The 22417-nt window shown below is 46.5% G+C and carries 19 protein-coding genes and 1 pseudogene; 11 read left to right on the forward strand and 9 right to left on the reverse strand.

The annotated features are described in order from the left end of the window. Positions 1-97 precede the first annotated feature (97 nt). From D6029_RS13195 to D6029_RS13205, 3 genes are all read right to left on the reverse strand, one after another. Positions 98-655, reverse strand: a complete 558-nt coding sequence (locus D6029_RS13195) for a fimbrial protein (RefSeq protein ID WP_120065185.1) — start codon at positions 653-655, stop codon at positions 98-100. A gap of 290 nt (positions 656-945) precedes the next feature. Then, positions 946-1866 carry a LysR family transcriptional regulator gene (locus D6029_RS13200; RefSeq protein ID WP_120065186.1) on the reverse strand — a complete coding sequence of 307 codons (921 nt, stop codon included), beginning with the start codon at positions 1864-1866 and terminating at the stop codon, positions 946-948. 107 nt (positions 1867-1973) lie between these two features. Next, complete coding sequence (locus D6029_RS13205) at positions 1974-2876, reverse strand: LysR family transcriptional regulator (protein ID WP_120065187.1); 903 nt, start codon at positions 2874-2876, stop codon at positions 1974-1976. Between the two features lie 841 nt (positions 2877-3717). Between D6029_RS13205 and D6029_RS13210 the strand changes: the two genes are divergently transcribed. The 7 genes from D6029_RS13210 (at position 3718) to D6029_RS13240 (ending at position 15748) form a co-directional block, all read left to right on the forward strand. Then, the gene (locus tag D6029_RS13210; protein ID WP_120065188.1) at positions 3718-10758 is read left to right on the forward strand and encodes an autotransporter outer membrane beta-barrel domain-containing protein; all 7041 of its coding nucleotides are present in this window, start codon (positions 3718-3720) and stop codon (positions 10756-10758) included. A 737-nt stretch (positions 10759-11495) separates the two neighbouring features. Continuing rightward, complete coding sequence (locus D6029_RS13215) at positions 11496-11783, forward strand: hypothetical protein (protein WP_120065189.1); 288 nt, start codon at positions 11496-11498, stop codon at positions 11781-11783. Between the two features lie 21 nt (positions 11784-11804). Continuing rightward, on the forward strand, positions 11805-12107 hold the full coding sequence (locus tag D6029_RS13220) for a hypothetical protein (protein WP_208642680.1): 303 nt from the start codon (positions 11805-11807) through the stop codon (positions 12105-12107). Between the two features lie 66 nt (positions 12108-12173). After that, entirely contained in the window at positions 12174-12500 is a 327-nt protein-coding gene (locus D6029_RS13225) for a hypothetical protein (RefSeq protein ID WP_120065191.1), read from the forward strand. A gap of 15 nt (positions 12501-12515) precedes the next feature. Further along, positions 12516-14102: a DUF4384 domain-containing protein gene (locus D6029_RS13230; RefSeq protein ID WP_120065192.1), complete on the forward strand. Its 1587-nt coding sequence runs from the start codon at positions 12516-12518 to the stop codon at positions 14100-14102. Between the two features lie 110 nt (positions 14103-14212). After that, entirely contained in the window at positions 14213-14692 is a 480-nt protein-coding gene (locus tag D6029_RS13235; protein ID WP_147365234.1) for an SEL1-like repeat protein, read from the forward strand. Between the two features lie 558 nt (positions 14693-15250). Beyond that, entirely contained in the window at positions 15251-15748 is a 498-nt protein-coding gene (locus D6029_RS13240) for a C40 family peptidase (RefSeq protein WP_120065194.1), read from the forward strand. A 49-nt stretch (positions 15749-15797) separates the two neighbouring features. Here the strand turns inward: D6029_RS13240 and D6029_RS13245 are convergent, their stop codons facing one another. Next, the gene (locus D6029_RS13245; RefSeq protein ID WP_120065195.1) at positions 15798-16058 is read right to left on the reverse strand and encodes a DUF4282 domain-containing protein; all 261 of its coding nucleotides are present in this window, start codon (positions 16056-16058) and stop codon (positions 15798-15800) included. A 274-nt stretch (positions 16059-16332) separates the two neighbouring features. Here D6029_RS13245 and D6029_RS13250 point away from each other — a divergent pair, with 274 nt between their 5' ends. Next, a complete protein-coding gene (locus D6029_RS13250) occupies positions 16333-16500 on the forward strand; it encodes a YhfL family protein (protein WP_120065196.1) in 168 nt (55 codons plus the stop codon). A 74-nt stretch (positions 16501-16574) separates the two neighbouring features. Here D6029_RS13250 and D6029_RS13255 read toward each other — a convergent pair whose 3' ends face one another. Both D6029_RS13255 and D6029_RS13260 read right to left on the reverse strand, forming a co-directional pair. Beyond that, the gene (locus tag D6029_RS13255) at positions 16575-17366 is read right to left on the reverse strand and encodes an SDR family NAD(P)-dependent oxidoreductase (RefSeq protein WP_120065197.1); all 792 of its coding nucleotides are present in this window, start codon (positions 17364-17366) and stop codon (positions 16575-16577) included. Between the two features lie 172 nt (positions 17367-17538). Then, positions 17539-17994 (reverse strand): winged helix-turn-helix transcriptional regulator, encoded by a 456-nt coding sequence (locus D6029_RS13260; protein WP_120065198.1) that lies wholly within the window; start codon positions 17992-17994, stop codon positions 17539-17541. Positions 17995-18173: 179 nt separating this feature from the next. Here D6029_RS13260 and agp point away from each other — a divergent pair, with 179 nt between their 5' ends. Further along, complete coding sequence (gene agp / locus D6029_RS13265) at positions 18174-19424, forward strand: bifunctional glucose-1-phosphatase/inositol phosphatase (RefSeq protein ID WP_120065199.1); 1251 nt, start codon at positions 18174-18176, stop codon at positions 19422-19424. A 38-nt stretch (positions 19425-19462) separates the two neighbouring features. On the opposite strand, the gene D6029_RS13270 is transcribed toward agp, so the two are convergent. Together D6029_RS13270 and wrbA are read right to left on the reverse strand one after the other, a co-directional pair. Further along, complete coding sequence (locus D6029_RS13270; RefSeq protein ID WP_120065200.1) at positions 19463-19690, reverse strand: YccJ family protein; 228 nt, start codon at positions 19688-19690, stop codon at positions 19463-19465. Between the two features lie 19 nt (positions 19691-19709). Next, positions 19710-20306, reverse strand: coding sequence for an NAD(P)H:quinone oxidoreductase (wrbA, locus tag D6029_RS13275; RefSeq protein ID WP_120065201.1), 597 nt, complete (start codon positions 20304-20306; stop codon positions 19710-19712). Between the two features lie 512 nt (positions 20307-20818). Here wrbA and D6029_RS13280 point away from each other — a divergent pair. Both D6029_RS13280 and D6029_RS13285 read left to right on the forward strand, forming a co-directional pair. Then, entirely contained in the window at positions 20819-20995 is a 177-nt protein-coding gene (locus D6029_RS13280; protein WP_034456279.1) for a con-10 family general stress protein, read from the forward strand. A 128-nt stretch (positions 20996-21123) separates the two neighbouring features. Then, positions 21124-22032, forward strand: a complete 909-nt coding sequence (locus tag D6029_RS13285; RefSeq protein WP_120065202.1) for a DMT family transporter — start codon at positions 21124-21126, stop codon at positions 22030-22032. A 125-nt stretch (positions 22033-22157) separates the two neighbouring features. Here the strand turns inward: D6029_RS13285 and D6029_RS13290 are convergent. Then, positions 22158-22417 (reverse strand): annotated as a pseudogene (locus tag D6029_RS13290) (integrase core domain-containing protein); the annotation flags it as partial.

Consider the following 22417-nt stretch of genomic DNA (forward strand, 5'->3'; position numbering starts at 1 on the left):
GACCCAATTAACGGCAACAGAAAGCCCGGCCCATCCCTTGGCCAGCGAATAAATTCTTTCTGAATTAATTGGGTGAGATATTTACTTATTTACCGTATTACAAATAAGCCACGGTATAAGCGACTGAACCCCCGATGGTGCCCGGGGCAATTGTTGCGCTCAGAGCATATGGCTGTGCAGTGAAGTGAATACCACCGTCAGCATCAAGATCTGCACTACCGGAAGCCAGATTCACGCTGCCTTTGTTCACAACGGCGGTGCCGCTTGCCAGTTCAAACAACACGCCAACGTTAGTGGTTGCGCTGTCCAGGTTGGTGACAACGCTGGTATTTGTCGCGTCAGACTGCGAAGCATCAATTTTCAGCATCGCGTCAGCACCGGCAGGAGAGATGTCGCAGCTTGCCAGGTCTGGAGTCAGTGACAGGTTGGTTGCCGTACCAAATTCACCCACAGCCGTTGCATCGCTGACCTTATAAACACCTAAGTCAACCACACCCGTTGGGGAAGTTACGCCATTAACGACCACGTTCATATTACAAGTAGAAGAAGAAATAGCGCCGGAGAATTTAATAATACCGGTGTTTGCAGATGCGGTGCCCATTGCGCCAACAGCCAGCAGAGTAGAAAGAGAAAGTGCAGTGATATAATGATTCATAAAAGTCTCTGATTTAAATAACGAGTGAATAAAAACGAGAATTAAAATATTTAAGCTTATTTTAATTCTACCTTTCAATTAAGATTTTGAAGGGGTGTCTTAATTTGTTGTTCGACAGCCTGTGTCGACGAACAAATAGTAACACGGGGAGATGGAATCACTATGCCTGTGAACTGAAATGCATATTCTGATTATTAGAATTCATGTGAAGTGGTATTTTTGTATTAGTAATCAGTAAGTTAAAAGGCCTCCAGTGACGGCGGCCAGGTATTAAATCAGGATGTAAATATTTATTTTCCTACCAGTTTATTAATTTCACCAAACACCCGATTGACGTGGGTGTCATTAAGCGACTGGTTATGGAAGTGCAGGTAGTACTCGGAATAGATATCGGCGTCAAAGGGGATGTCGACAATGTTGACCGGCAGTATGCTTTTTAAAAATTCAGAGAACACGCGGGGGATCATCATGATGTTGTCGCTATACGCGCAGAGCATAATGATATTAAGTGAGGAGGCGGAACTGACCAGTACATTACGGAAGTTACGTACCTTATTTAAGGTGACGGCATCACCTAACATTGACGTCATACCGTAATCTTCACGCGTCCAGCGAATATGCTCGAAGGTATGCCAGTCTTCTTGAGTCATATGGGTTTTAATCTTTGGGTGATTTTTACTGACCATCGCCTGACTATTGCTACCGAAAAGTTTGTAGACCGTGATGGCACTGTCTCGAGGGAGTTCGGTGCCGATATCAATGTCCACTTCACGGTTGCGTAACTTGTTGATTCGCTCAATATCAGTAAGTGGATGAGGGGCAAATTTTAGCGAAATACCTTCTTCTTTGAGCGTGCCGTTTCCAAGCAGTGACATCGACAACCAGAATTCCATGAAGGTATAGGTGCTGATAATGATCTCTTTGTTAAAACCGCTGACGGTATTTGTCGAACCGATATCCAGACCTTCGTTGATAAGCGACATAGCTTTGACATAACGAGAATTAAGGTCAAGCGCCAGCGTAGTTGGAACTACGCCGCCTTTTGAACGAGTGAAAATCGGGTTAGTGGTGATATCACGGAGTTTATTGATGGCATAGGTTATCGAGGAGGGTGACATAGTTAACATTTCTGCCGCTGCCGTCACACTTTTAGTTTCTAATACTGCATTGAGGATTTTTAGGGATTTCAGCTCAATTTTTTCATGTTTCATTGATTTCTTTCCATGTCTTCAATTAAGTCAATTTGTCTCTATTGACTATAAACAGTATGCCGAAATTCTCCATGTTCACTCAGTACCAGAGCCTGAATATATTTCCCTTAGCAGTTGTAGTTTCTGATCACATTCAGGAATCCACCTACCGAGGCGTCTTTAAGTGATGTGGTATGCGCATGGACATAAAGTGAAGCTTCCATACTATTAACAAACGGAATATCAAAAAACTTAACCGGCAATAACTCATCAATACAGCAACAAAAATACTCTGGGATCAGCATCAGTGAGTCGCTGTTAGCACACATCATCATCATATTGAGCGATGAGTCCGAGGTGATATGTGTTTTACGCACCATCATTTCTTCAATGATCTGCGCGTCGCCCATCATCGAAGAGGTCTCGCTGTTAATTCTGTTCCATTCAATGTGCTGATTTTTTGACCATTCATCCACGCTCAACGTGTCTTTAATCGACGAGTGCGCCTTGCTCACCATCACTTTGAATGGCGAACTAAACAAACGATAAGACACAATCGATGGATCGTTCGGCAGCTGCGCGCCGATATCGATATCCACTTCACGGTTACGCAACTTCATCAGCCGTTCATCGTTGGTGCCTGGATGGGTAATAAAATTCAGGATCCCGTTGTTAATGACGCTTTCTTTTTTCAGTGTCATTAATGAAATCCACAATTCGATATAGGTGTAAGTGCTGATCGTGATGGTTTTCGACACGTCAGACTCATGGTTTTCGCCTTCAATTCCAAGACCTTCATTGATCATCAGAACCGTTTTTTTATAACGCGTGTTAAGTTCATGCGCGAGAGTGGTTGGCTTCACACCCGTTTTTGAGCGCGTGAAGATAGGGTTGTCTGTTAAACGTCTCAGTTTATTAATGGCATAGGTCACAGACGAAGGAGAAATAGAGAGTCTCTGTGCAGCGATAGAAACACTACCACTTTCGACAACCGCATTGAGGATAACCAAAGAATTAAAGTCTATTTTCATAACTAACCCACTGTAGCTTAATGTTTTTGAATGGCGTTACAGCACAGGTGCATTAACGACTCGACACGCTCTTTCAAAGAAAATAAAAATCAACCTGTCAGAGGCAATGCTGCATAATTCTGGTTCAGGTATTTTATTTTTTAAAAACGACATTTATGCTCAGCAGTTACTGTGAATGATAAAAATATCATCCAGAGAAGTGGAGCAGTTTTATGCCGGTTTTTAAAAAACTGACAAATCTGATGAGGAAAAGCGATTTTCCTTCGGCTATTGTCAGAAATCGCAATCTAGTTTCAAAACGTCAAAATTACAATGAAATACAAAATTCTAATTTTTAGAATCTTCATGGCTGAAGTGGTAAATATAGGTGCGGGGCCTGTTATTGTTAGCTGGTATTATGGTTTGAATCCTTTATTTGCTATTTTTTGTTTCAGTTCAGTCTGTTGTGTTTTTTTAGGGCCAAGGCTCCAGATGGTTTTAAAAAGTAGAATATCCATTTCGATTGCCATGCTGTTACCAGGTGATTAGTATTCAGCCAGCAATGATGCCTCTGGATTTATTTTTTCTATTGGAGGCATTTTTTCATCTCTTACCAATGGAGAATAAGTGCCTGGATAGCGTTCACTTAATTTAAAGATGTAATCAAGGGACGTGGTGGTTGTTTTTGGATAGATCACTATCACAGTGAAATGTTCAAGATGAGTTTGTTAATTTTATTCAAATTTCATAATGCCAACGCCCGTAAATCTTAGTCACTATACGATGCGTGCTGTTAATACACAGTTGACGCTGGCTTTTTGCTATTTGTGAAGATCACAAAGAAATTTTTGAGAGAATTGAAATGAATAAAGTTTTCAAAGTTATCTGGAATCACAGTTTACAGTGTTTTGTTGTGACATCTGAACTTGCCCGTAACTTAGGTAAAGTTAAAAGTGCGGCAATAAACCCCGAGATTTCTGAAGCTGATATGAATAAGTCAGCTGGCCTTTCACGCTCACTATTAGCGCTGTTAATTTCCTCGGTGCTGGGAATGCATGCTACAGCGGCGAATGCGATTGAAATTACCGTTAACACAACCAATCCAGAAGATACCAATATCGGTACCATCGTCACTGATATCTCGAATCTGGTGGGCTCCTTCAATGCCATTAAGCCTGGGAAGCCTGGTTTTGAAACCATAACTTTAGGGCAAGCTCGTGATCGTGGGATCATCCTGACGCCTGAGCAGGAAAGTTATGTTGATTTAAACATCTTCAAAATTGGTGACCAAACCAATGCGATTTCGTATACCGATTTGACTACGCAAAACACTGTGACACTTAACACTTTCGCCAATGAAAAGATGCTTGATTATGCGGCTAAAGATTTTAAAATCACGCCAAGTGTTGCGGTAGGCGCGAATGGGCAATATATCGATAAGCGTTTCTTCCAGGTAAAAGATGGCGGCGAATTAACCGTGCAAGCAGGGCAATCTGTTGCCGACTGGACTAATGATTCAGCTAATCAGTTCAGTGCCTATATGAAAGGCACACAGAAAGGTGTGACGACCTCGTCTGCATTCCTGGTCAATGCAGGCTCTACTCTGAATTACGATACCAAAACGGTCGTACGCGCCGGTGATAGCCGCAGTAATATCAAAGATGAATCTCAATATGCTGCTGCTTTTACGTCCTTGACTTTCGTCGGCAAATTTAACAGCGTTTTGGGTGAGCGTACCGTCAATACGCTGGATGAGTTTAAACAATATAACTCTGATCTTATCCTGGGTATTACAACGGGCGCTCTGAAATTAAATGATGCACAGTATGCTGCGGAATTGACGAAAGCCTGGGATAATAGTATCCACGCTATCTATCTGAATAGCGGAATTTCTGCAGATGACGCCGTTAGAGCGATCATCGATAGCGATCGTGTTGCTTATATCCATGGCAATGGATCTCAGGCTGCGATCAATATTAGCAAAAATTCTAATATTGAAATGGTTGCTTCGGACATCAGTCTGGTACGTTTAGAAAATGGCGCGTCATTGGTTAACGAAGGCGTTCTCGGCAGTGTTGGTAGTAAGATCATGGGTTCTATTCTGGTAAAAGCCAGCGATAGCGGTACAACTGTAATCAATAACGGTGTGCTGGATGCTGGTACTAACCCCGATATGCTGGACTACAAGAACCCTGAAGGCGACAAATATACAGTTGCAAACATGGGTGGCGAATACTTGCAGGCAATGCGCATTCTTAACGGTGCATCAGCTATCAATAACGGTGTGATTAACGTTGCTTCACATGCAGTTAATAAGTCGAATACTGCGGTCTTTTTAAGCAATAATGCGTCGTTCTCCAACACTGGCGCAATCAATATTGCATCAACTCCTGATGTAACCGGAAGCCAGCCTGGTGTCACTGATTTCGGTATCACCATAGCCAACAGCTCAACTGCCACCAATAGCGGTGAAATCTATATTGGGCGCAGCCGAGCAGGCTCGGATATTTCCAGTACTCAGCCTTCAGTGGGTGTGAGTATTTCAAGTGGTAGTTATAACAGTCTGGCTGGTTCAAAATTAACACAGGGTACATTGACCAGAAACTCGACAGGTATCCTGGCATCTACTGCCGCGGCACATGTTAATAACGGCGGCTCAATCAATATCCTGGGTTTGACTTCTAGCTCTCCGGTCAATATCGGTATTTTGTCTCAGTCGGGTGCGATTGATGTCAAGAACTCCGGCTCAATTAATCTGAATGGCGTTAATGCTTACGGTATAAAAGTTCTTGCCGCAAGTACCGCTGAAAACACCGGTACCATTAATATCAACGGCGGCCTGGATACCAACACAAAAGAAGCTAACTACGGCATGTATGTGGATGGAACAGGTGCAAAAGGTAAGCAGTCAGGAACTGTCAACCTCGTGGGGCAAGGTACAATCGGTGTCCATGCTCGTAACACGGGTGCAATAGATATTGCGGATAACGCATCTCTGACTTTTGCCGGGGGTAATAATCAAATCGGTTACTTTGTAACAGGTAAAGGGACAACGATTGCGGGTTCGGCGAAGGGTGAAACGGATGTGGCAACGAAAGGCTCAACACTGTTCCGTGTTGAAGATGGTGCCACATTTACACGAGTTACCTCAGATCGCGCCAAAGCCATTGCTTCAGGTGAAAATAGTTCAATTATGCAGGTCACCGGCAAGGGCAGTGATGTCCACGCCACAGGCGTGGATGTCACTATTTCGGGTAAAAATGCCACCGGGATCAAAGTCGAAGGCGGCGCAGAAGGCACGCTCGAAGCAGACGTCAAAATAAAGCTCGATAACGAAGGCGCAACGGCAGGTGTTGTAGATGGTCGCTATTACGATCTGACGGGTGTTCAGATCGACAATAAAAAAGGTGACTCTGTACTGACCAGTTTTGCTGAACTGAAAAGTGACACCGGGAACGTCGCCAAAGGGGCTTATGGTTACAAAGTTCTGAATGGAGGCAAGCTGATTCATGAAGGTGACTTAGAGTTTAAATCTGATGAAAGTACCGGTGTGTTTGTCAGCGGAGGCACGCTGGAAAACCGTCGTAATATCACTGTAAACGGTACTGGTGTTCACGTAACTGGGGCCGCATCGACGGTAACAAATACCGCGACCGCGACAGTCAATGCGACCAATGGTAAAGCGGCTTATGTGGTCGATGGTGGTGCATCTCTGGCGCTGACTGGCGCTGGTACTACGACGGCTTCAGGCACGGCTCATGGGATTTTGCTGGATGATGGTGCTGTTGGCCTGACGGTGGCCGATGCCACCATTAATATGTCTGCAACTGGCACCGGAAGCGCCATTGAAAACAAAGCGGGTGTTAAAGATATCGCCCTGACAAATACCACCATCTCGGTTGATCAAGGTATTGGTGTCCATACAGCGGTCTCGATGGCCGCCAAAAACAGCGGCACTATTGCGGTTAACGGTGGTGGCACGGGCATTCAGTTTGAAAAAATAGGTGGCGGTACTACCGATCAGGCACTGGATATGTCGCAATCCCAGGGGCTGGTTATCAATGTCACTTCAGCGAATGGTAAGGGCCTTGTTACCGATACTTCAAAAGATCTGAAAACAGGCGTGAGTGTTAACGTCAAGAACGCGGCAGGAGGTTCTGCGTTGATCGTTAAAGGCACCACAGCGGCTGTTGATCAATCGGGTATCCTGACCTCCACTTCTACGACCAGCAGCGTGGTGGATATTGATAATGGTAAAGTCACCAACTTTACTAACAGCGGTACTATTCAGGCGGCAAGCAAAGATCAGAAAGCAGTCGAAACCCTGACGGGCACAGGCGTGAACTTTACCAATAAGACCGATGCTGTGATTGCGGGCCACGTAAACCTGATGTCAGGTGCCAACACCGTCAATCTGGAAGCGGGTAGTAAAGGTAACGATTTCACCACTGATGAAGGTGATGATGTCTTTAACCTGAACCACCTTAAATCTGCTGTAGCAGGAGTGTTCGATACTCTTACAGCGGGGGCCGGCACAGACACGCTTAACGTTATTGATACCAACTACATCCTGAGCAACGCCAATGTCTTCAATGGTTTTGAAAGCATTAATCTGAAGGAAAAAGCGCAACTGGTATTAAGCGGCACGTTACTTCCTTTAGGTGACAGCAAAAATGATGCAGCAGGTACTGGCTTCAATATTGACGGCGACAGCACGCTGGAAATTAACAATGTCAATGATGTGGCTTTCGCCAGCCATCTGGCAGGTACAGGTCTGGTAAAAGTTGGGTTGATGGATGATAAATCCTTCAACTTCACGGCCAATAATGCGGCTGATAAATTTGCCGGTACAGTGGCGCTTACACACGCGAAGATGGAATTGGCAGACCTGAACACCCTGGCTCTGTCCGATGCGACCCTGCGTTTAGACGGTTTCAGCAACGTGCATGTTGGCACAGGCGAGCAGACGATTGCGGGTCTGAAAATTAACGGTGGCACGCTGATATTTGACAGTGGTACTCCGGGTGAAACCGTGGCAACAGGCAGCGTTCATACCACGAAATCCATGGATCTGAGCGGTACGGGTACGGTACAGGTCAGAGTGGGTAGCGTCAGCAACGATCATCCGCTGGCTCCAACCTTGCTGGATATTCTGGCGCAGGACGATGCCAACACCATGGTGCAACTGGCGAAATCTGACACGGCCACCATCGGCAGTGGTGGTGCGTTGGTGCTCAACGATCAGGACGGTAATCTGATTAGCAGTAGCACCACGGCAAATATTGCCCAAGGCGGTAAAGATGTGGCGAAAGGCACATACGACTACCGTCTGACGGGTGGTGATAACAGCGACGGTCTGTACATCAACTACGGTCTGACACAAGTCGAACTGCTAACTTCGGGTGTGGATGCCCTGGCTCTGAACGCAACGGGCCTGAGTGGCGCAGCGGCTGACCTGAGTGCGAAAATCACCGGTCTTGGCGATCTGGCGATTGACACTGGTCTGGGCAATACCGTGTCGCTGTCCAACACGCTGAACGACTACACCGGTAACACCGATATTCGCAGCGGTAACCTGCTGATGGTCGCTGATAACGTGCTGGGCAAAACTGATGTTCTGTCATTGGCAGCGGATACGGCGTTGGACATGAACGGCAAAGCACAGACTGTAGGCTCTCTGAAGTCTGCAACTGGCTCTACTGTTGACCTGAATGGCGGCGCACTGAGCCTGAGCCAGGGCGGTCTGTCTGATGGTTCCCTCACCGGCAGCGGTGCGCTGAATGTACTGGCAGATACCCTGACTGTTAACGGTGCTAACAGCGGCCTGAGCGCCACCACCAACGTAGCAAACGGTGCCACAGTGGCACTGAATGACGCGGCAGGTCTGGGGATTGGCGATATCGTCAACGCCGGTCAAGTGGTGTTCAGTAACGCGGTTGGCACGGTGGCCAACAGTATTCGTGATGGCGTGGAAGCCACCACCCGCGCGTTGTCGGCAACGGCTGGTAGCGTAGACCTGGTTAGCAGCCAGTTGACGCTGGACGGCGACAACAGCGGCTTCAGCGGCGTGTTCAACATCGATGCCGATTCAGAGCTGACCGCGACGGCTGCATCACAACTGGGTACCGCTGATATTGCCGACGAAGGCAAACTGGTACTGAACGCAGCAGACGACTGGGCATTGGCGAACAACGTCAGCGGCGCAGGCAGCTTGACTAAACAGGGCGCAGGCGTGGTGACATTGTCTGGCAACGCAGCCTATACCGGTCTGACCGATATTCAGGAAGGCGGTTTGATGCTGGGTAGTGAACTGGCTCCGGTAACACTGGCCAGCACACAGGTTAATGTGGCGAAAGACGCATTCCTGGCGGGTTACGGCGGTGTTGCGGGTAACGTGGATAACCTGGGCACGCTGTTCGTCGGTGCACAGAACGAAACGGGTGCAGCTCAGACCTTTACTGTCGGTCAGGATCTGGTGAACAGCGGTGTGGTCAACATCGGTCACGGCGACGTGGCAGGTAATGTACTGAACGTGAACGGCAACTATGTTGGCAACAACGGTCAGCTTAACTTCAATACTGTATTGGGCGACGATAACTCCGTTACCGATAAAATGGTGGTGGCAGGTAACACCAGCGGCAACACCAACGTTAGCGTCACTAACGCAGGTGGTCAGGGTGCGCAAACGCTGAACGGCATCGAGCTAATCAGTGTGGGCGGGCAGTCTGACGGTGAGTTCAAGCAGGCAGGCCGTATTGTGGCTGGTGCTTATGACTACTCACTGGTTCGTGGCCAGGGCAGCAACAATGCCAACTGGTATTTGACCAACGCCGTGGATGGCTCTGTTCCGGTTGATCCGGGCACACCAACCGCTCCAACGGATCCGGAAGGCCCTGTAGCACCGTCGGCACCGGAGCAGGTTATTCGTCCGGAAGCGGGCGCGTACACCTCGAACCTGGCGACGGCGAACACGATGTTCATCAACCGCCTGCATGACCGTCTGGGTGAAACCCAGTATACGGACGCGCTGACCGGCGAAGAGAAAGTCACAAGCATGTGGATGCGAAATGTGGGCGGGCAAACCCGTTCGCGTGATGGCAGCGGCCAGTTGAAGACTCAGAGCAACCGTTATGTGTTGCAGATGGGCGGCGACGTGGCGCAGTGGAGCACCGATGGTCTGAACCGCCTGCACCTGGGCGTGATGGCGGGTTATGGTAACAGCCACAGCAACACCCGTTCACATGTCACGGGCTACAAAGCCGATGGTTCGGTAGACGGTTACAGCACGGGTGTTTATGCGACCTGGTATGACAACGACGCAGAGAAGAACGGTCTGTATGTTGATACCTGGGCGCAGTATAGCTGGTTCGATAACAAGGTCAGCGGTGAAAAACTGGCGACTGAATCGTACAAATCGAAAGGCGTCACGGCATCTGTTGAGACCGGTTACACCTTCAATATGGGCGAGTTCAAAGGCAGCAAAGGCACGACTAACACCTGGTACATCCAGCCACAGGCGCAGGCCATCTGGATGGGTGTTGAAGCTAACGACCACCGTGAAGCGAACGGCACCCGTGTGACCGGCAGTGATGGTAATGTGCAAACTCGTCTGGGGGCGCGTGCATACCTGAAGAGTCATACCGCAGGTGATAATGGTAAAGAGCGCGAGTTCCAGCCGTTTGTCGAAGCCAACTGGATCCACAACACCAGCAACTTCAGCACAGCACTTGACGGCGTGAATAGCAGCCAGGCGGGAACGCGTAACATCGGTGAAGTGAAAGTGGGTGTGGAAGGTCAGCTCAACAAGAACCTGAACCTGTGGGGTAACGTTGGCGTGCAGGTTGGCGATAAAGCTTACAGTGACAGCTCAGCCATGATCGGTGTGAAATATAGCTTTAAATAATAATAATAATCAGTACTTCGGCAGGTAATTTTGCCCCGGGATAAAACCCGGGGCTTTTTTATGTCTTGATATAGTCAGGACATCTAATAACATCGACTTCCTTTTTATCAGGAAATAAGATTGTAATAAAAAACATACTTTTGAAATAAAGCAATCCACATAATCCTAATTCCAATGGTTTTTTACGGTTTTTTTATGTGTTTTATTACATAGCTTGGTTTATCAAATATTCTTGACGAAAAAACCATGGTTTTGATTAAATAATAATCTATCAATCTCAGCAAAGTCTTATTATTAATGATGACAAATAAAAAACTATCATCGAATTTAGTGTGCGTTTGAAAAGTGCATATGGATGTACAACAGAGGCAATGTTGAGTGCCTGTTGAAACATTTTTTGCTGGCGTGCGTCTGGTCGCTTTGATTCCATGGCTGAATTCCATTAACTTGTTGTTATTTCTATTAATATTGGCGATTAAAATATAAAGTAGTTGCTCTTGAAAATAATTTTTAAGAAATTAAAAAGAACCACACAACACTTTCATATGAAACTGATTTAATCTACAAGAATGATTATTCATGCCCTGAATTAACGGTTAACTAGTTGATATATAAAATAAAATAATTAAAGGCGTTGTTTCTTACGATTTACGAACTCGGCTTCAGTAGCTCATTTGCTTCATAGTTAAAATGCTTATATAAATACGCCGCCAAGAAAATAATGGACGGAAATAAAAATGGATCATCGGGTTATAGTGATATTGCTCTCGGGTATATCTATATTCTCCGGGAATAGTTACGCCAGCTCATCGCAAGTGGTAATTGTTCAAGGGAGTATTTATAGCGAGGCAAAGCAAGGTGGTGCTGCATTAACCAATCTTGGGTCAGTCCTTGGAAATGGTAAGCAGAACGTTACTGTAGATGGTGTTTCGCAAACTGTTTCCATTGGTGGCTCAGTAGTCAATATATCTAAAGGCAAAGGATCTCAATCCGAGATTAATGTCGCATCAATAAATAACAGATAAAACCATTAATTAGAGGGAATTATGAATATTTTTAAATCAATCATTTCATGTGCATTAATTAGTACAGCATTGATGGCTTCTGCTCAGGCTGATGTCACCATCAAAGGCGCGAACAAGCAAACTGTAAATGTCCAGGGTGCTGTGGCTAACTCCGTCGTTGGCGCAGCTTCTAAAGCTAAACAGTCATTAGCATCAAACGTCGGTAGCGTCACAGTAAAAGGTAGCAATACACAAACAGTTGCCGTACAGGGCGCAATTGCTAACAGCGTAGTAGGGGCAGCTTCAACAGCAGAACAGCATTTGGGTTCCAACGTTGGTAACTAATTTTATTAACTAAAGGCAATTAACGGTTATGCCAGTATTTAATACTGGCATTTTGAGAGCCAGGAAATGAATAAAAATTTAGTACTCATCTTGCTACTTTTCGTCTCAGGTAAAGTTCTTTGTGCTCAGGCAAATGTTGTGCAAAGAAAGTCCCTGGAGCCGAAGGATGCGGCAATCGTGAAATCTCTTGAGGCAAAAAAATGGATTGGTTTTGGAGTTAAGCAGCAAGCACAAGATTCAACGAAGTCGAAAAATGGTATTGGCAGTGGTGTTAATTGCACTACAACGGTGGGAAATGCTGCGGAACCTTCCTTCCCTCATCCGCTAGGAAACTCAAATACGCAACCCAACGTTGTCGTTGTTACAGGGAATGTAATAAATGTCTGTGGATAAGTGTGCCGGGGAAATATGATGTTGTTCACTAAGAAAACAGCAGTCTCATCATTAGTATGTCTGATGCTTAATGGTTGTAATTCTACACCAAGAAATGAAATACCCTTTTTTGAAACTTCCCTGGTGGAAAACCAAAGCCTAATGAAGCCTATCCGGTCAATTTCTAACTTTGATGATAGCTTATCGTGCATGGATCAGTTACTGCTGAAGAAAAATATTCCAACGACTTATATTACTAGCAAGTTAATACCAGACGCATCAGGGAAAGTTTTTGTTTCAGTAAAGGATATGATTATTACTTCACTTTCGAAAATGTCCCGTTCTAGTCATTCTTTTGAATTTGTTGATTTTGAAACTGACCCGTTAAAACAAGATACTGTTCAAAATATTACCACACTGCTACTCAATAGTGGCGATATGCATATACCAAAGCCGCAACTGTATGTTTCGGGTGCGATTACAAGCATGGACCAGAACGTCATGATCAAAGGAACGGGTTTTGGTGTCGCGAGCGATGACTTTGAAATTGGGACGACCAGCGATCTTATCGCTACAAATTTCAGTCTGGAACTTCATCTTGGCGACTTTGATACCCGAACAATATTACCCGGAATAGAATCGGCAAATGAACTGGCAATAGCCGGTAAAGGAGATGCGCTTGATGGCGGTGGGCGAATTAGTAAAGCAGGCACACAGTTCAGTTTGAGTACAGCTTATAGTCAAGGGGTCGGACCAGCAACGCGTGCACTTGTTGACCTGGGAACGATCGAAATTGTCGGTAAATGGGCAGAGGTTCCTTACTGGCGGTGTCTGTCGCTTGACCAGACTCACCCCGAATTCCAACGTGAAATGCACGACTGGTTTAAAGCAATGAATATGAGTGAACAGATTAACTTTTTTGGGAATGCTCTCTACGCTGGCGGTTACTTAACTACGCCTGAAACAGAAGGTCTTACCACTACATTGAAGCAGGCCATTCTCACCTTCCAAAGAGATGAAGGTATTGTACCCACAGGAATACCCAATTTTGAAACCTATGAAAGAATCATGCGGCACTATGTCACTATCGACGAAAATGGACGCTTCAAAAATATTGGCTGGGATGAGGCTACGGAAGCGGACCGCCGGGGTGACAATATTTGGCCAGATGCTGACAAAACCAACCAAAATCCTCTGAAAGTTGAAGTAGCCACATTACCCGAAAAACCAGAATATGCATTAAATGAGAGTGTGATCTTCACGGTACGCACAAATCGTGAGGCATGGTTATATTGTTATTACAAAAATAGTAAAGGGGTCATGACGAAGGTTTATCCTTCTATATTCCAGGAAAACCCCAAAATTACCGGTTTGGGTTCGCTAACTATTCCGCCTAAAAAGACGCCAGATCTTTTTGCATTTACGATGACTAACACTGGTAATGAGTCACTATTGTGCGCTGCCGCGGAACAACAACTTGACGAGAAAAAGATACCTGACCTTTTCAAATCAGATTTCACTGCCATCAATTCGGCATTTAAAAATGTCAGTCTGCAGGACACGCTTAAAGGATTGAGTACGGGCGATATTGCTTTCGGCTCTGCGGATTGGAAGGTGAAATAATGGGGGGGTGCCATATTAAGGGATGTACAGGGAGGAGGCGGTATTTCATTTTACTGATTCTCTCTACATCTTTTGTATCTTATGCCGATGTCATCATTGGCGGTGTCAATATGAGTAAAAAAAGTGGCGGTCAATTTTTTACTTCAAATGAGACTCTATCAGAAAAGGATAATATAGAAGCCAGGGATACAACCACAACTGAACCAGAAGCGGCGCAGAAAAAAGAAGAATTATTAAGCTCCGAACCTCGTAATGAAATAGAAAACGCTGCGACTGATAGTAAGGAGAAATTAGCAACTTTAAAAGTCAGAGCAGAAGCGGGAGACAGTGATGCTGCTTACCAATTGGCGGTGATTTTTCATAAAGGCATCTCAGTAGCAGTCAACTATAGCCAGGCTATCTATTTCTATAAATTAGCTGCTGCTGGTGGCAGCTACCAGGCTCGCAAGATGATGTCCCTCATCCTGTCAGGTCCAAAAGACAAACAAGGCAATGTGACAGCACAATGGATGCAACTAATAGCGAATTCTATTCCGGTAAACAGCAAAATAGCTGAAGTGACTTCTGAAGCCCCGAACGCCTCAAAGTGATTATTTTAATAAATATTAAAAAGCAGGCTGTTTTTAACTCCGAAATATCTTATTTTTAAAGTGTTGGTCTTCTTTAAATGATGATTTTTGCTATCATTGATAGCGATGTTAAAGCGCTATGCTTTATTCATTCGAAGGCAGTTGTGATGATATTGTTTTTTCTGAGTTTCTGTTTTTTCTGTTAAAACAGCTTTGCTAGTTTTCGTGCGGTGAATCTCTTCTATGCGAAGAGGCATAAAGGTAGTGTAGTTATTGAGAGTCAGCATGCGAATCATGGTATACCTGCCAGTGATTCACCGGGAGGCACCCGGCACCGCACAGTTTTTATTTTTCCGTGTTTTAAATGATATATGTATTGATTTCAATTCTTAGAATTTCCATTTTGGATTAGCTGCATTGTAATCACTTTTCGCATTGTTTATTATTTAACCGTTGTTTTAACCGCCTCATATTACGGGTCAAGATCCAGACTTGAGGCCATCTGTCTCGCACTCTCGATTTTTATGGCTACAAGGTTGTTAGATAAAGATTTAAGTGCCAACACCAGGGTACTGTTCGATGATTTCTCATTTGATAAAAATTATTTTATTCTCGTTATTTATTATTTCACCATTGTTTGCTCACTACATTCATGCTGAGCCCTTGGAAAGAAACAGTCTATTCGCAGAGTTAAGCCTCAGACCGTCCGATATTAGCCAGACAAAAGTTTCTGATTTTTATAACAAATGGAAGGGGGTGAAGTACAAGTGGGGTGGCAGTTCTAAAGCTGGCATCGACTGCTCCGCGTTAACACAAGTGGCGTTCAAAAAACTTCATATCAACCTACCAAGAACCACCATGCAGCAAGTCAAACAAGGAACTGTTGTTGAGAAAGAAGAGCTGAAAGTCGGTGATTTAGTCTTTTTTAAAACGACACCACAACAGCGACATGTGGGAATTTATGTAGGGAAGGGTAAGTTTATGCATGCTTCAACCAGCAAAGGAGTGACGATTTCCGAGTTGGATAATCCGTACTGGCTGGCACATTATGAGCTTTCAAAACGAGTAACTTCCTGATTGGAATAAACGAAAAAGCCCCGTTGAATAAACTCAGCGGGGCTTTTTCTTACTTCTCGCTTTCTGGTTTTGCAGAATGCTGTTCTGCTATACGACGCAGATATTCGTTATTTTTAAAAGCAATCATCAGAAGTTCGAAACAGATTCGGGTACCCAGCAATCCACCAATGAGTGCCATCAGACCGACTAAAAAATTCCCTGCAAACATTGTTACTAGCGAAGATATAGTAGTCAGAATCAGACATAACCAGTAAATGAATACCAGAAACATTGGCGTGAAAAGCTTATCAAAGAAGAAAATATTTTTCATAATTGTCCATAAATGAAATTTGTTAAATGATCATATACACGAGTATAAAATCTTCTTGCCCAAATATTATTCATTATGTGAGGGTTTTTTACAATCAATAAAAGCTACATATCAAATAATATAATCACACATCATAACTATTTAAATAATTAGAAAATGCAATTTCGATGCAAATAACCTTTTTAATTGAGGGGCCTGTGCTCATAAAGGTAATGTATTACGGCAGATTAACTCAGGTAATTTATGTGCTACACAATTTATCAAGGGATTTTGAATGAAAAATATATTGAAATTTACTTTGCTGGCCGCGGTTCTGGCTACTCTGTCTGGCTGTACCGGCAGTGTTTATAACAAAGAAAAAAACTGTAGCTACGATTATTTACTGACTCCAGGAATTTCTATTTCTAAAATGATTGGTGGCTGCGGTCCAACAGATAAATAAATATCTATTCATATAAAAACCGGCCCTTGTTGGCCGGTTTTTTTGATTAAAAGAAAAACTGACTTCAACCTCTATTACTTCTGATAACGTGGTGCCGGAACGCCCGTCAGGCAGCTTTCAAAAACAGCCAGTCGCGCTGATTCATAGGCTTCCCACTTCGACAGGTCATGCAGCGGCGGAATCGTCACCGCTTCGCCTTCATCCAGGCCCGCTAACGCAGCATCGACCAGATTCTCCGTGGTCATGATGGCGGCGGGTGGCAGATTTTCCATAGAAACCCCGGACACTTCCCAGATTTCTGTCGCCGTCATTGCAGGCAATACCGCCTGAATTTTCACGTTAGTACCCGCCACTTCCTCCTGCAAACCTCTTGTGAAATTCAGCACATAACCTTTGGTGCCGCTATACACCGAACTTCCTGCGCGCGCATGCAGCGAAACGACCGAGGCAACGTTAATCAGCGTGCCGCTGTTTTGCGCCTGGAAATGCACAAGGGCGGCGAGGCTCAGGCGCGTCAGGGCGGTAATATTCAACGTAATATCCGCCTGATGCAGCGCTGCGTTGTTGGCGATAAATGGCGCAAGGTGCGCGACTCCGGCGTTGTTAACTAACACTCCGATGCGTTCATTGCCGCGTATCGCCGCTTCCACTGCCTGAATGCCGCTTTCATCTGCCAGATCGGCCGCCAAAATTTGCACGTTAATTCCATGCAATGATTCCAGTTTACTGGCTAGTTCGCGCAGGCGTTCTTCACGGCGTGCGACCAACAGTAAATCGTATCCGCGAGCGGCGAAGCGCTCTGCATAAACCGCGCCAATGCCGGAAGAAGCGCCGGTAATAACTGCAACAGAAGGGGAAGTGGTCATGGTCAAGCCTCGTCGGTGAAAGTTGATTTTAGGTTTCATGATGAAACTAAATTAAAAATAGATTTAATGGTTTTATAATGCAACCAAATTATGTGGAATTTTTTCTTTCTGCTTTTGTTAGAGAGGAATGGATGGGGCGGATAAACCGAACTTTTATCCACCGTTCAACAAGTTACTCGACGGGAATAGCCGGGATTTGTGCGATCACTTCTTCAGGGGCGAGAGTGCGTCCGTCCTGCGCTTGTAATGTGAGTTTACGCAGGGGTTGATGGAGTTCGTCGTCAACCAGCACGCTGCACTTTTCGTGGCTATCAAACAGATAATCGCCACCCCATTGCGCCAGCGCAACCAGCACCGTTTGCAGGGCTCGGCCTTTTTCGGTCAACACATATTCATTCCATGCGCTGCCGTCGGCTGCGGGTCGAACGGTCAAAATGTCTTGCTCAACCAGTTGTTTTAAGCGCTGAGTCAGCATGTTTTTGGCGATGCCGAGGTTTTTTTGAAACTCGCCAAAACGCGTCAGGCCGTTCAGAGCATCGCGCACAATCAGCAACGACCACCAGTCACCGATGATATCCAGCGAACGGGCGACCGGGCAGATACTGCCTTCCATACTTTTGCGTTTCATTTTACCTCCACAGCACATCATTTGGTTTTATTATAAAACTCATTATCCAGATTGAATAGTTTTCCTTCTTCCTCTGTTTTTGCGACAGGCTCAAAAGGCGGTTGCGCTATTTTCTGCCAAACTGAATGCGGCACGAAATTCCTGCGACTGTTATGCAATAACCTCTTGAGGATAAAGGGATGAATAAAAAAACGATTGCAACATTATTGGCTATGGCTTGCTTCGCACCTGCAATGGCGCAGGCCGAAACCGCCCCACAGGGTTACAAGCTCGAACAAGTTTTACTGATGAGTCGCCATAACTTGCGCGCACCGCTGGCCAATAATGGCAGCGTGCTGGAACAATCCACCGCGCAATCCTGGCCGGAATGGGACGTGCCAGGTGGGCAGCTCACCACCAAAGGCGGCGTGCTGGAAGTGTATATGGGCCATTACCTGCGTGAATGGTTAGCCGAGCAGGGGCTGGTGAAAAGCGGTGAATGCCCAACGCCGCAAAGCGTGTACGCCTACGCCAACAGTTTGCAGCGCACCGTTGCTACGGCGCAGTTCTTTATTACCGGCGCGTTTCCTGGCTGCGATGTGCCCGTTCATCACCAGGAAAAAATGGGCACCATGGACCCCACCTTTAACCCGGTGATCACCAATACTTCGCCGGAGTTTACACAAGCAGCGGTTAAAGCAATGGAAACCCAGCGCGAGCACTACAAACTCGACGACAGTTACCAACTTCTTGAGCAAATTGTCGATTTCAAAGACTCGCCTAGCTGCAAAGAAAAACAAGTCTGCGACCTGACCGCGCAAAAAGACAAATTCAGCGCCAATGCGACAGAAGAACCCGGCGTCAGCGGCCCGCTGAAAGTGGGTAACTCGCTGGTGGATGCCTTCACGTTGCAATATTACGAAGGCTTCCCGGTGGATAACGTTGCCTGGGGGAAAATCAAAACCGACCAGCAATGGAAGGTGTTATCGCAGCTGAAAAACGGCTATCAGGACACGCTGTTTACCTCGCCGCAGGTCGCCAAAAACGTGGCGGCACCACTAATCAAATATATTCAGAAAGCGCTGGCCGGGGATAATAACAAAGGGCCAAAAATCACCTTGCTGGTGGGGCATGACTCGAATATCGCCTCACTGCTGACCGCGCTAGATTTCAAACCTTATCAACTGCCTGAGCAATATGAGCGTACGCCAATCGGCGGCAAAATTATGTTCCAGCGCTGGCATGATGTGGATAACAACCGTGAATTGATGAAGGTGGAATACGTTTATCAAAGCACCGAGCAACTGCGTAAAGCGGATGTATTAAGCCTGCAACAACCGCCGCAGCGTGTGACGCTCCAACTCAACGGTTGCCCGACTGATGCGAATGGTTTTTGCCCGTGGGATAAATTTACCGAAGTGTTAGCGCAGACGGTGAAAGAAGCGAAGTAAAAACGAAACTTCCCCCGCGCGATGCGGGGGAAATCGGACTACACGTTTTTCCGCTCGATGGTTTGCTCGCCCCAAAATAGCGAATCTTTATCTGTCTTTTCAAATGCCAGCGTCAGCACTTCATCGCTACCATTTTCCCAAATTTTCTCAGCCATTTTTTCGTCGAATTTTGCCACTTCAAAAATAGCCTCTGCTATTTCAGGAGAAGTGTTTCTCAAACTCGCCCATTCACCCACATGATGAACTTTTGATTGTTGATTCTGCATGCTCTCCTCCGTAATGAATTTAACCGTTCAGTTTAACCGCCAGTCGCGCGACGTGTTCGCCCTGGAAGCGCGCAATCGACAGCTCTTCCTGGCTTGGCTGGCGCGAACCATCCGCACCAGCAATGGTTGTGGCACCGTAAGGCGTGCCGCCGCGAACTTGTGAAACGTCAAACAACTCTTGCGCTGCATAGCCGATAGGGACAATCACCATGCCGTGGTGGGCAAGCGTGGTCCAGGTTGAAGAGATAGTATGTTCCTGGCCGCCGCCGGTGCCCGTTGAACTAAACACGCTGGCAAGCTTGCCGTGTAAAGCGCCGGATGCCCATAAGCCGCCGGTTTGGTCGAGGAAAGTTCGCATCTGGCCGGACATATTGCCAAAGCGGGTTGGAGTGCCAAAAATAATGGCGTCGTAATCGGCAAGCTCTTGCGGTGTGGCTTGCGGGGCATTTTGCGTTTTACCCCCGGCTTTTGAGAATGCTTCGGCGGGCATGGTTTCCGGGACTCGCTTCACCGTCACCTCGACGCCATCCACTTTCTGTGCACCTTCTGCCACAGCGTGTGCCATGGTTTCGATGTGTCCGTACATTGAATAATAAAGCACCAGAACTTTAGCCATTTCGCTTCACTCCTTACCTGTGTCGCAGCGTTTGCTGCCGTACTTTAAAGATAAGTGCTGTGGCTCAGACTGCAACCTTGAGTGCCGATTCCTTGATCCTTCACAATCTGGCAGGCATTTGCGGGGAAATGTCGCATTACGTCACATTTTCCTGAGGTGACTATTTCACTAAAAATAAGAAAGTCTTATGGATTAAGCGGCGAAAAAATCACCCATTCTGGCGATTACATGTTGCAAGATATTACGATTAACTGGTCAATTGCCCTCACTGCACTAAGCTTAGTTCCACGCGGCAACGTTAATACTCGTCATACTTCAAGCCGCAGGGGTGTTGGCTTCACTCACTTACCCGAATCACTTACTTATGTAAGCTCATCGGGATAAGTTCCCTTGCCGCCTACCTGCGACTCGAATTATTTAGAGTAAGTTTTAGCTGCGCGGTGAAAGAATCTTCTTTGACCGAATGCAATATGATCTCTTAACTATTTCGCAATCCAATCTGGAGGTTAGAAATGGCAAACCATCGTGGTGGGTCAGGTAATTTCGCTGAAGACCGTGAAAGAGCATCAGAAGCAGGTCGCAAAGGTGGCCAGCATAGCGGCGGGAACTTCAAAAATGACCCGCAGCGCGCCTCAGAAGCAGGCCAGAAAGGAGGTAAGAATAGCCACGGTAAAGGCAGCAGCAAGTAGGTCGTTCGCCTGGTTATGATTATCTCAACCGCCGGTTTTTACCGGCGGTTTTATTTTGCCCATTCCATTGCATCATTCCCCGCCGCGCAGCACACTATTCGGCTTGCTTATTTCGTTTCGGTATTTCCATGTCAGCCTTATTGCGCCGCTATCAACTCGCCATAAAACCTCAAGAAGCCATCCTGATTCTCATCACCATGTTTTGGGGAGGGACGTTCCTTGCCGTGCAATACGCCATGACCCTCAGCGGGCCGTTCTTTTTTGTCGGCTTACGCTTTGCCACTGCGGCACTCGCCGTGGCTTTATTGTCACTAAAATCCCTGCGCGGCCTGACCTGGCTTGAGATCAAAGCTGGCGTGTTTATCGGCATTGCGATTGCCATCGGTTACAGCATGCAGACCTGGGGTTTGCAGACCATTCCCAGCAGTAAATCGGCTTTTATCACCGCGATGTATGTGCCGTTGGTGCCGCTGCTGCAATGGATTTGCTTAGGCAAAATGCCGGGCGTGATGTCGTGGATTGGTGTGGCGCTGGCATTTATTGGCCTGATTTTCCTCGCCGGGCCGGAAGGGACATCGCTCACGCTGGGGGCGGGTGAAATAGTGACGCTGATTGGCGCACTGGCGATTGCCGCCGAAATTATTCTGATCAGTGCCTGGGCCGGGAAGGTCGATATTAAGCGCGTCACCATTGTGCAACTGGCGACGGCCTCGATTGTCGCGTTTGCCACCATGATTCCAGCAGGGGAGAGCGTACCAGCATTCAGCCCCGGCTTGCTGGTCGTGGCCTTAGGACTTGGCATTTTCAGCGCGATTATTCAGGTGACAATGAACTGGGCGCAGCGCAGCGTTTCGCCTACGCGTGCGACGGTGATTTATACCGGTGAGCCTGTATGGGCGGGGATTTTCGGGCGTTTAGCCGGTGAGCGTTTACCGATGTTGGCGCTGCTGGGCGGCGCGTTGATTGTGCTGGGCGTGCTGGTCAGCGAGCTAAAACTGAAACGCAAAAAACAGAAGGAAGCACTCTCAGCTTTGTAGAGAGCGGATATGTCTGTTTTGTCGTAGCCCGACCTACAACGACTAACTGTAGGTCGGATAAGCGAAGTGTACGACCGGCCACATAGGTTACAGATCAGACCGGTCACACAGGTAACACATTCTGCCTAATCTATCCGGATGATACTTTGCTTACGTCTGTCGTAGTAAGCAAGGTCCATCCGGTTAAATATTATCGCTTCAAGCCCGTCCTCACGTTCCTCCAGCATCACATATTCACCCCGCAGCGCCTGATTCAGGAATAACCTTTTGCCAATGTAGATGTCGCCTTTGGAGCGCACCCGGTACACTTTCGCCCCTTCGGGATAGCTCACCTGCGGCGTTTTTCCGTCCCATTTTCTCGGCGACGGCACCCAGATACCTCCCG

It is taken from the genome of Buttiauxella izardii (assembly GCF_003601925.1).
In the GTDB taxonomy this organism is placed as follows: domain Bacteria; phylum Pseudomonadota; class Gammaproteobacteria; order Enterobacterales; family Enterobacteriaceae; genus Buttiauxella; species Buttiauxella izardii.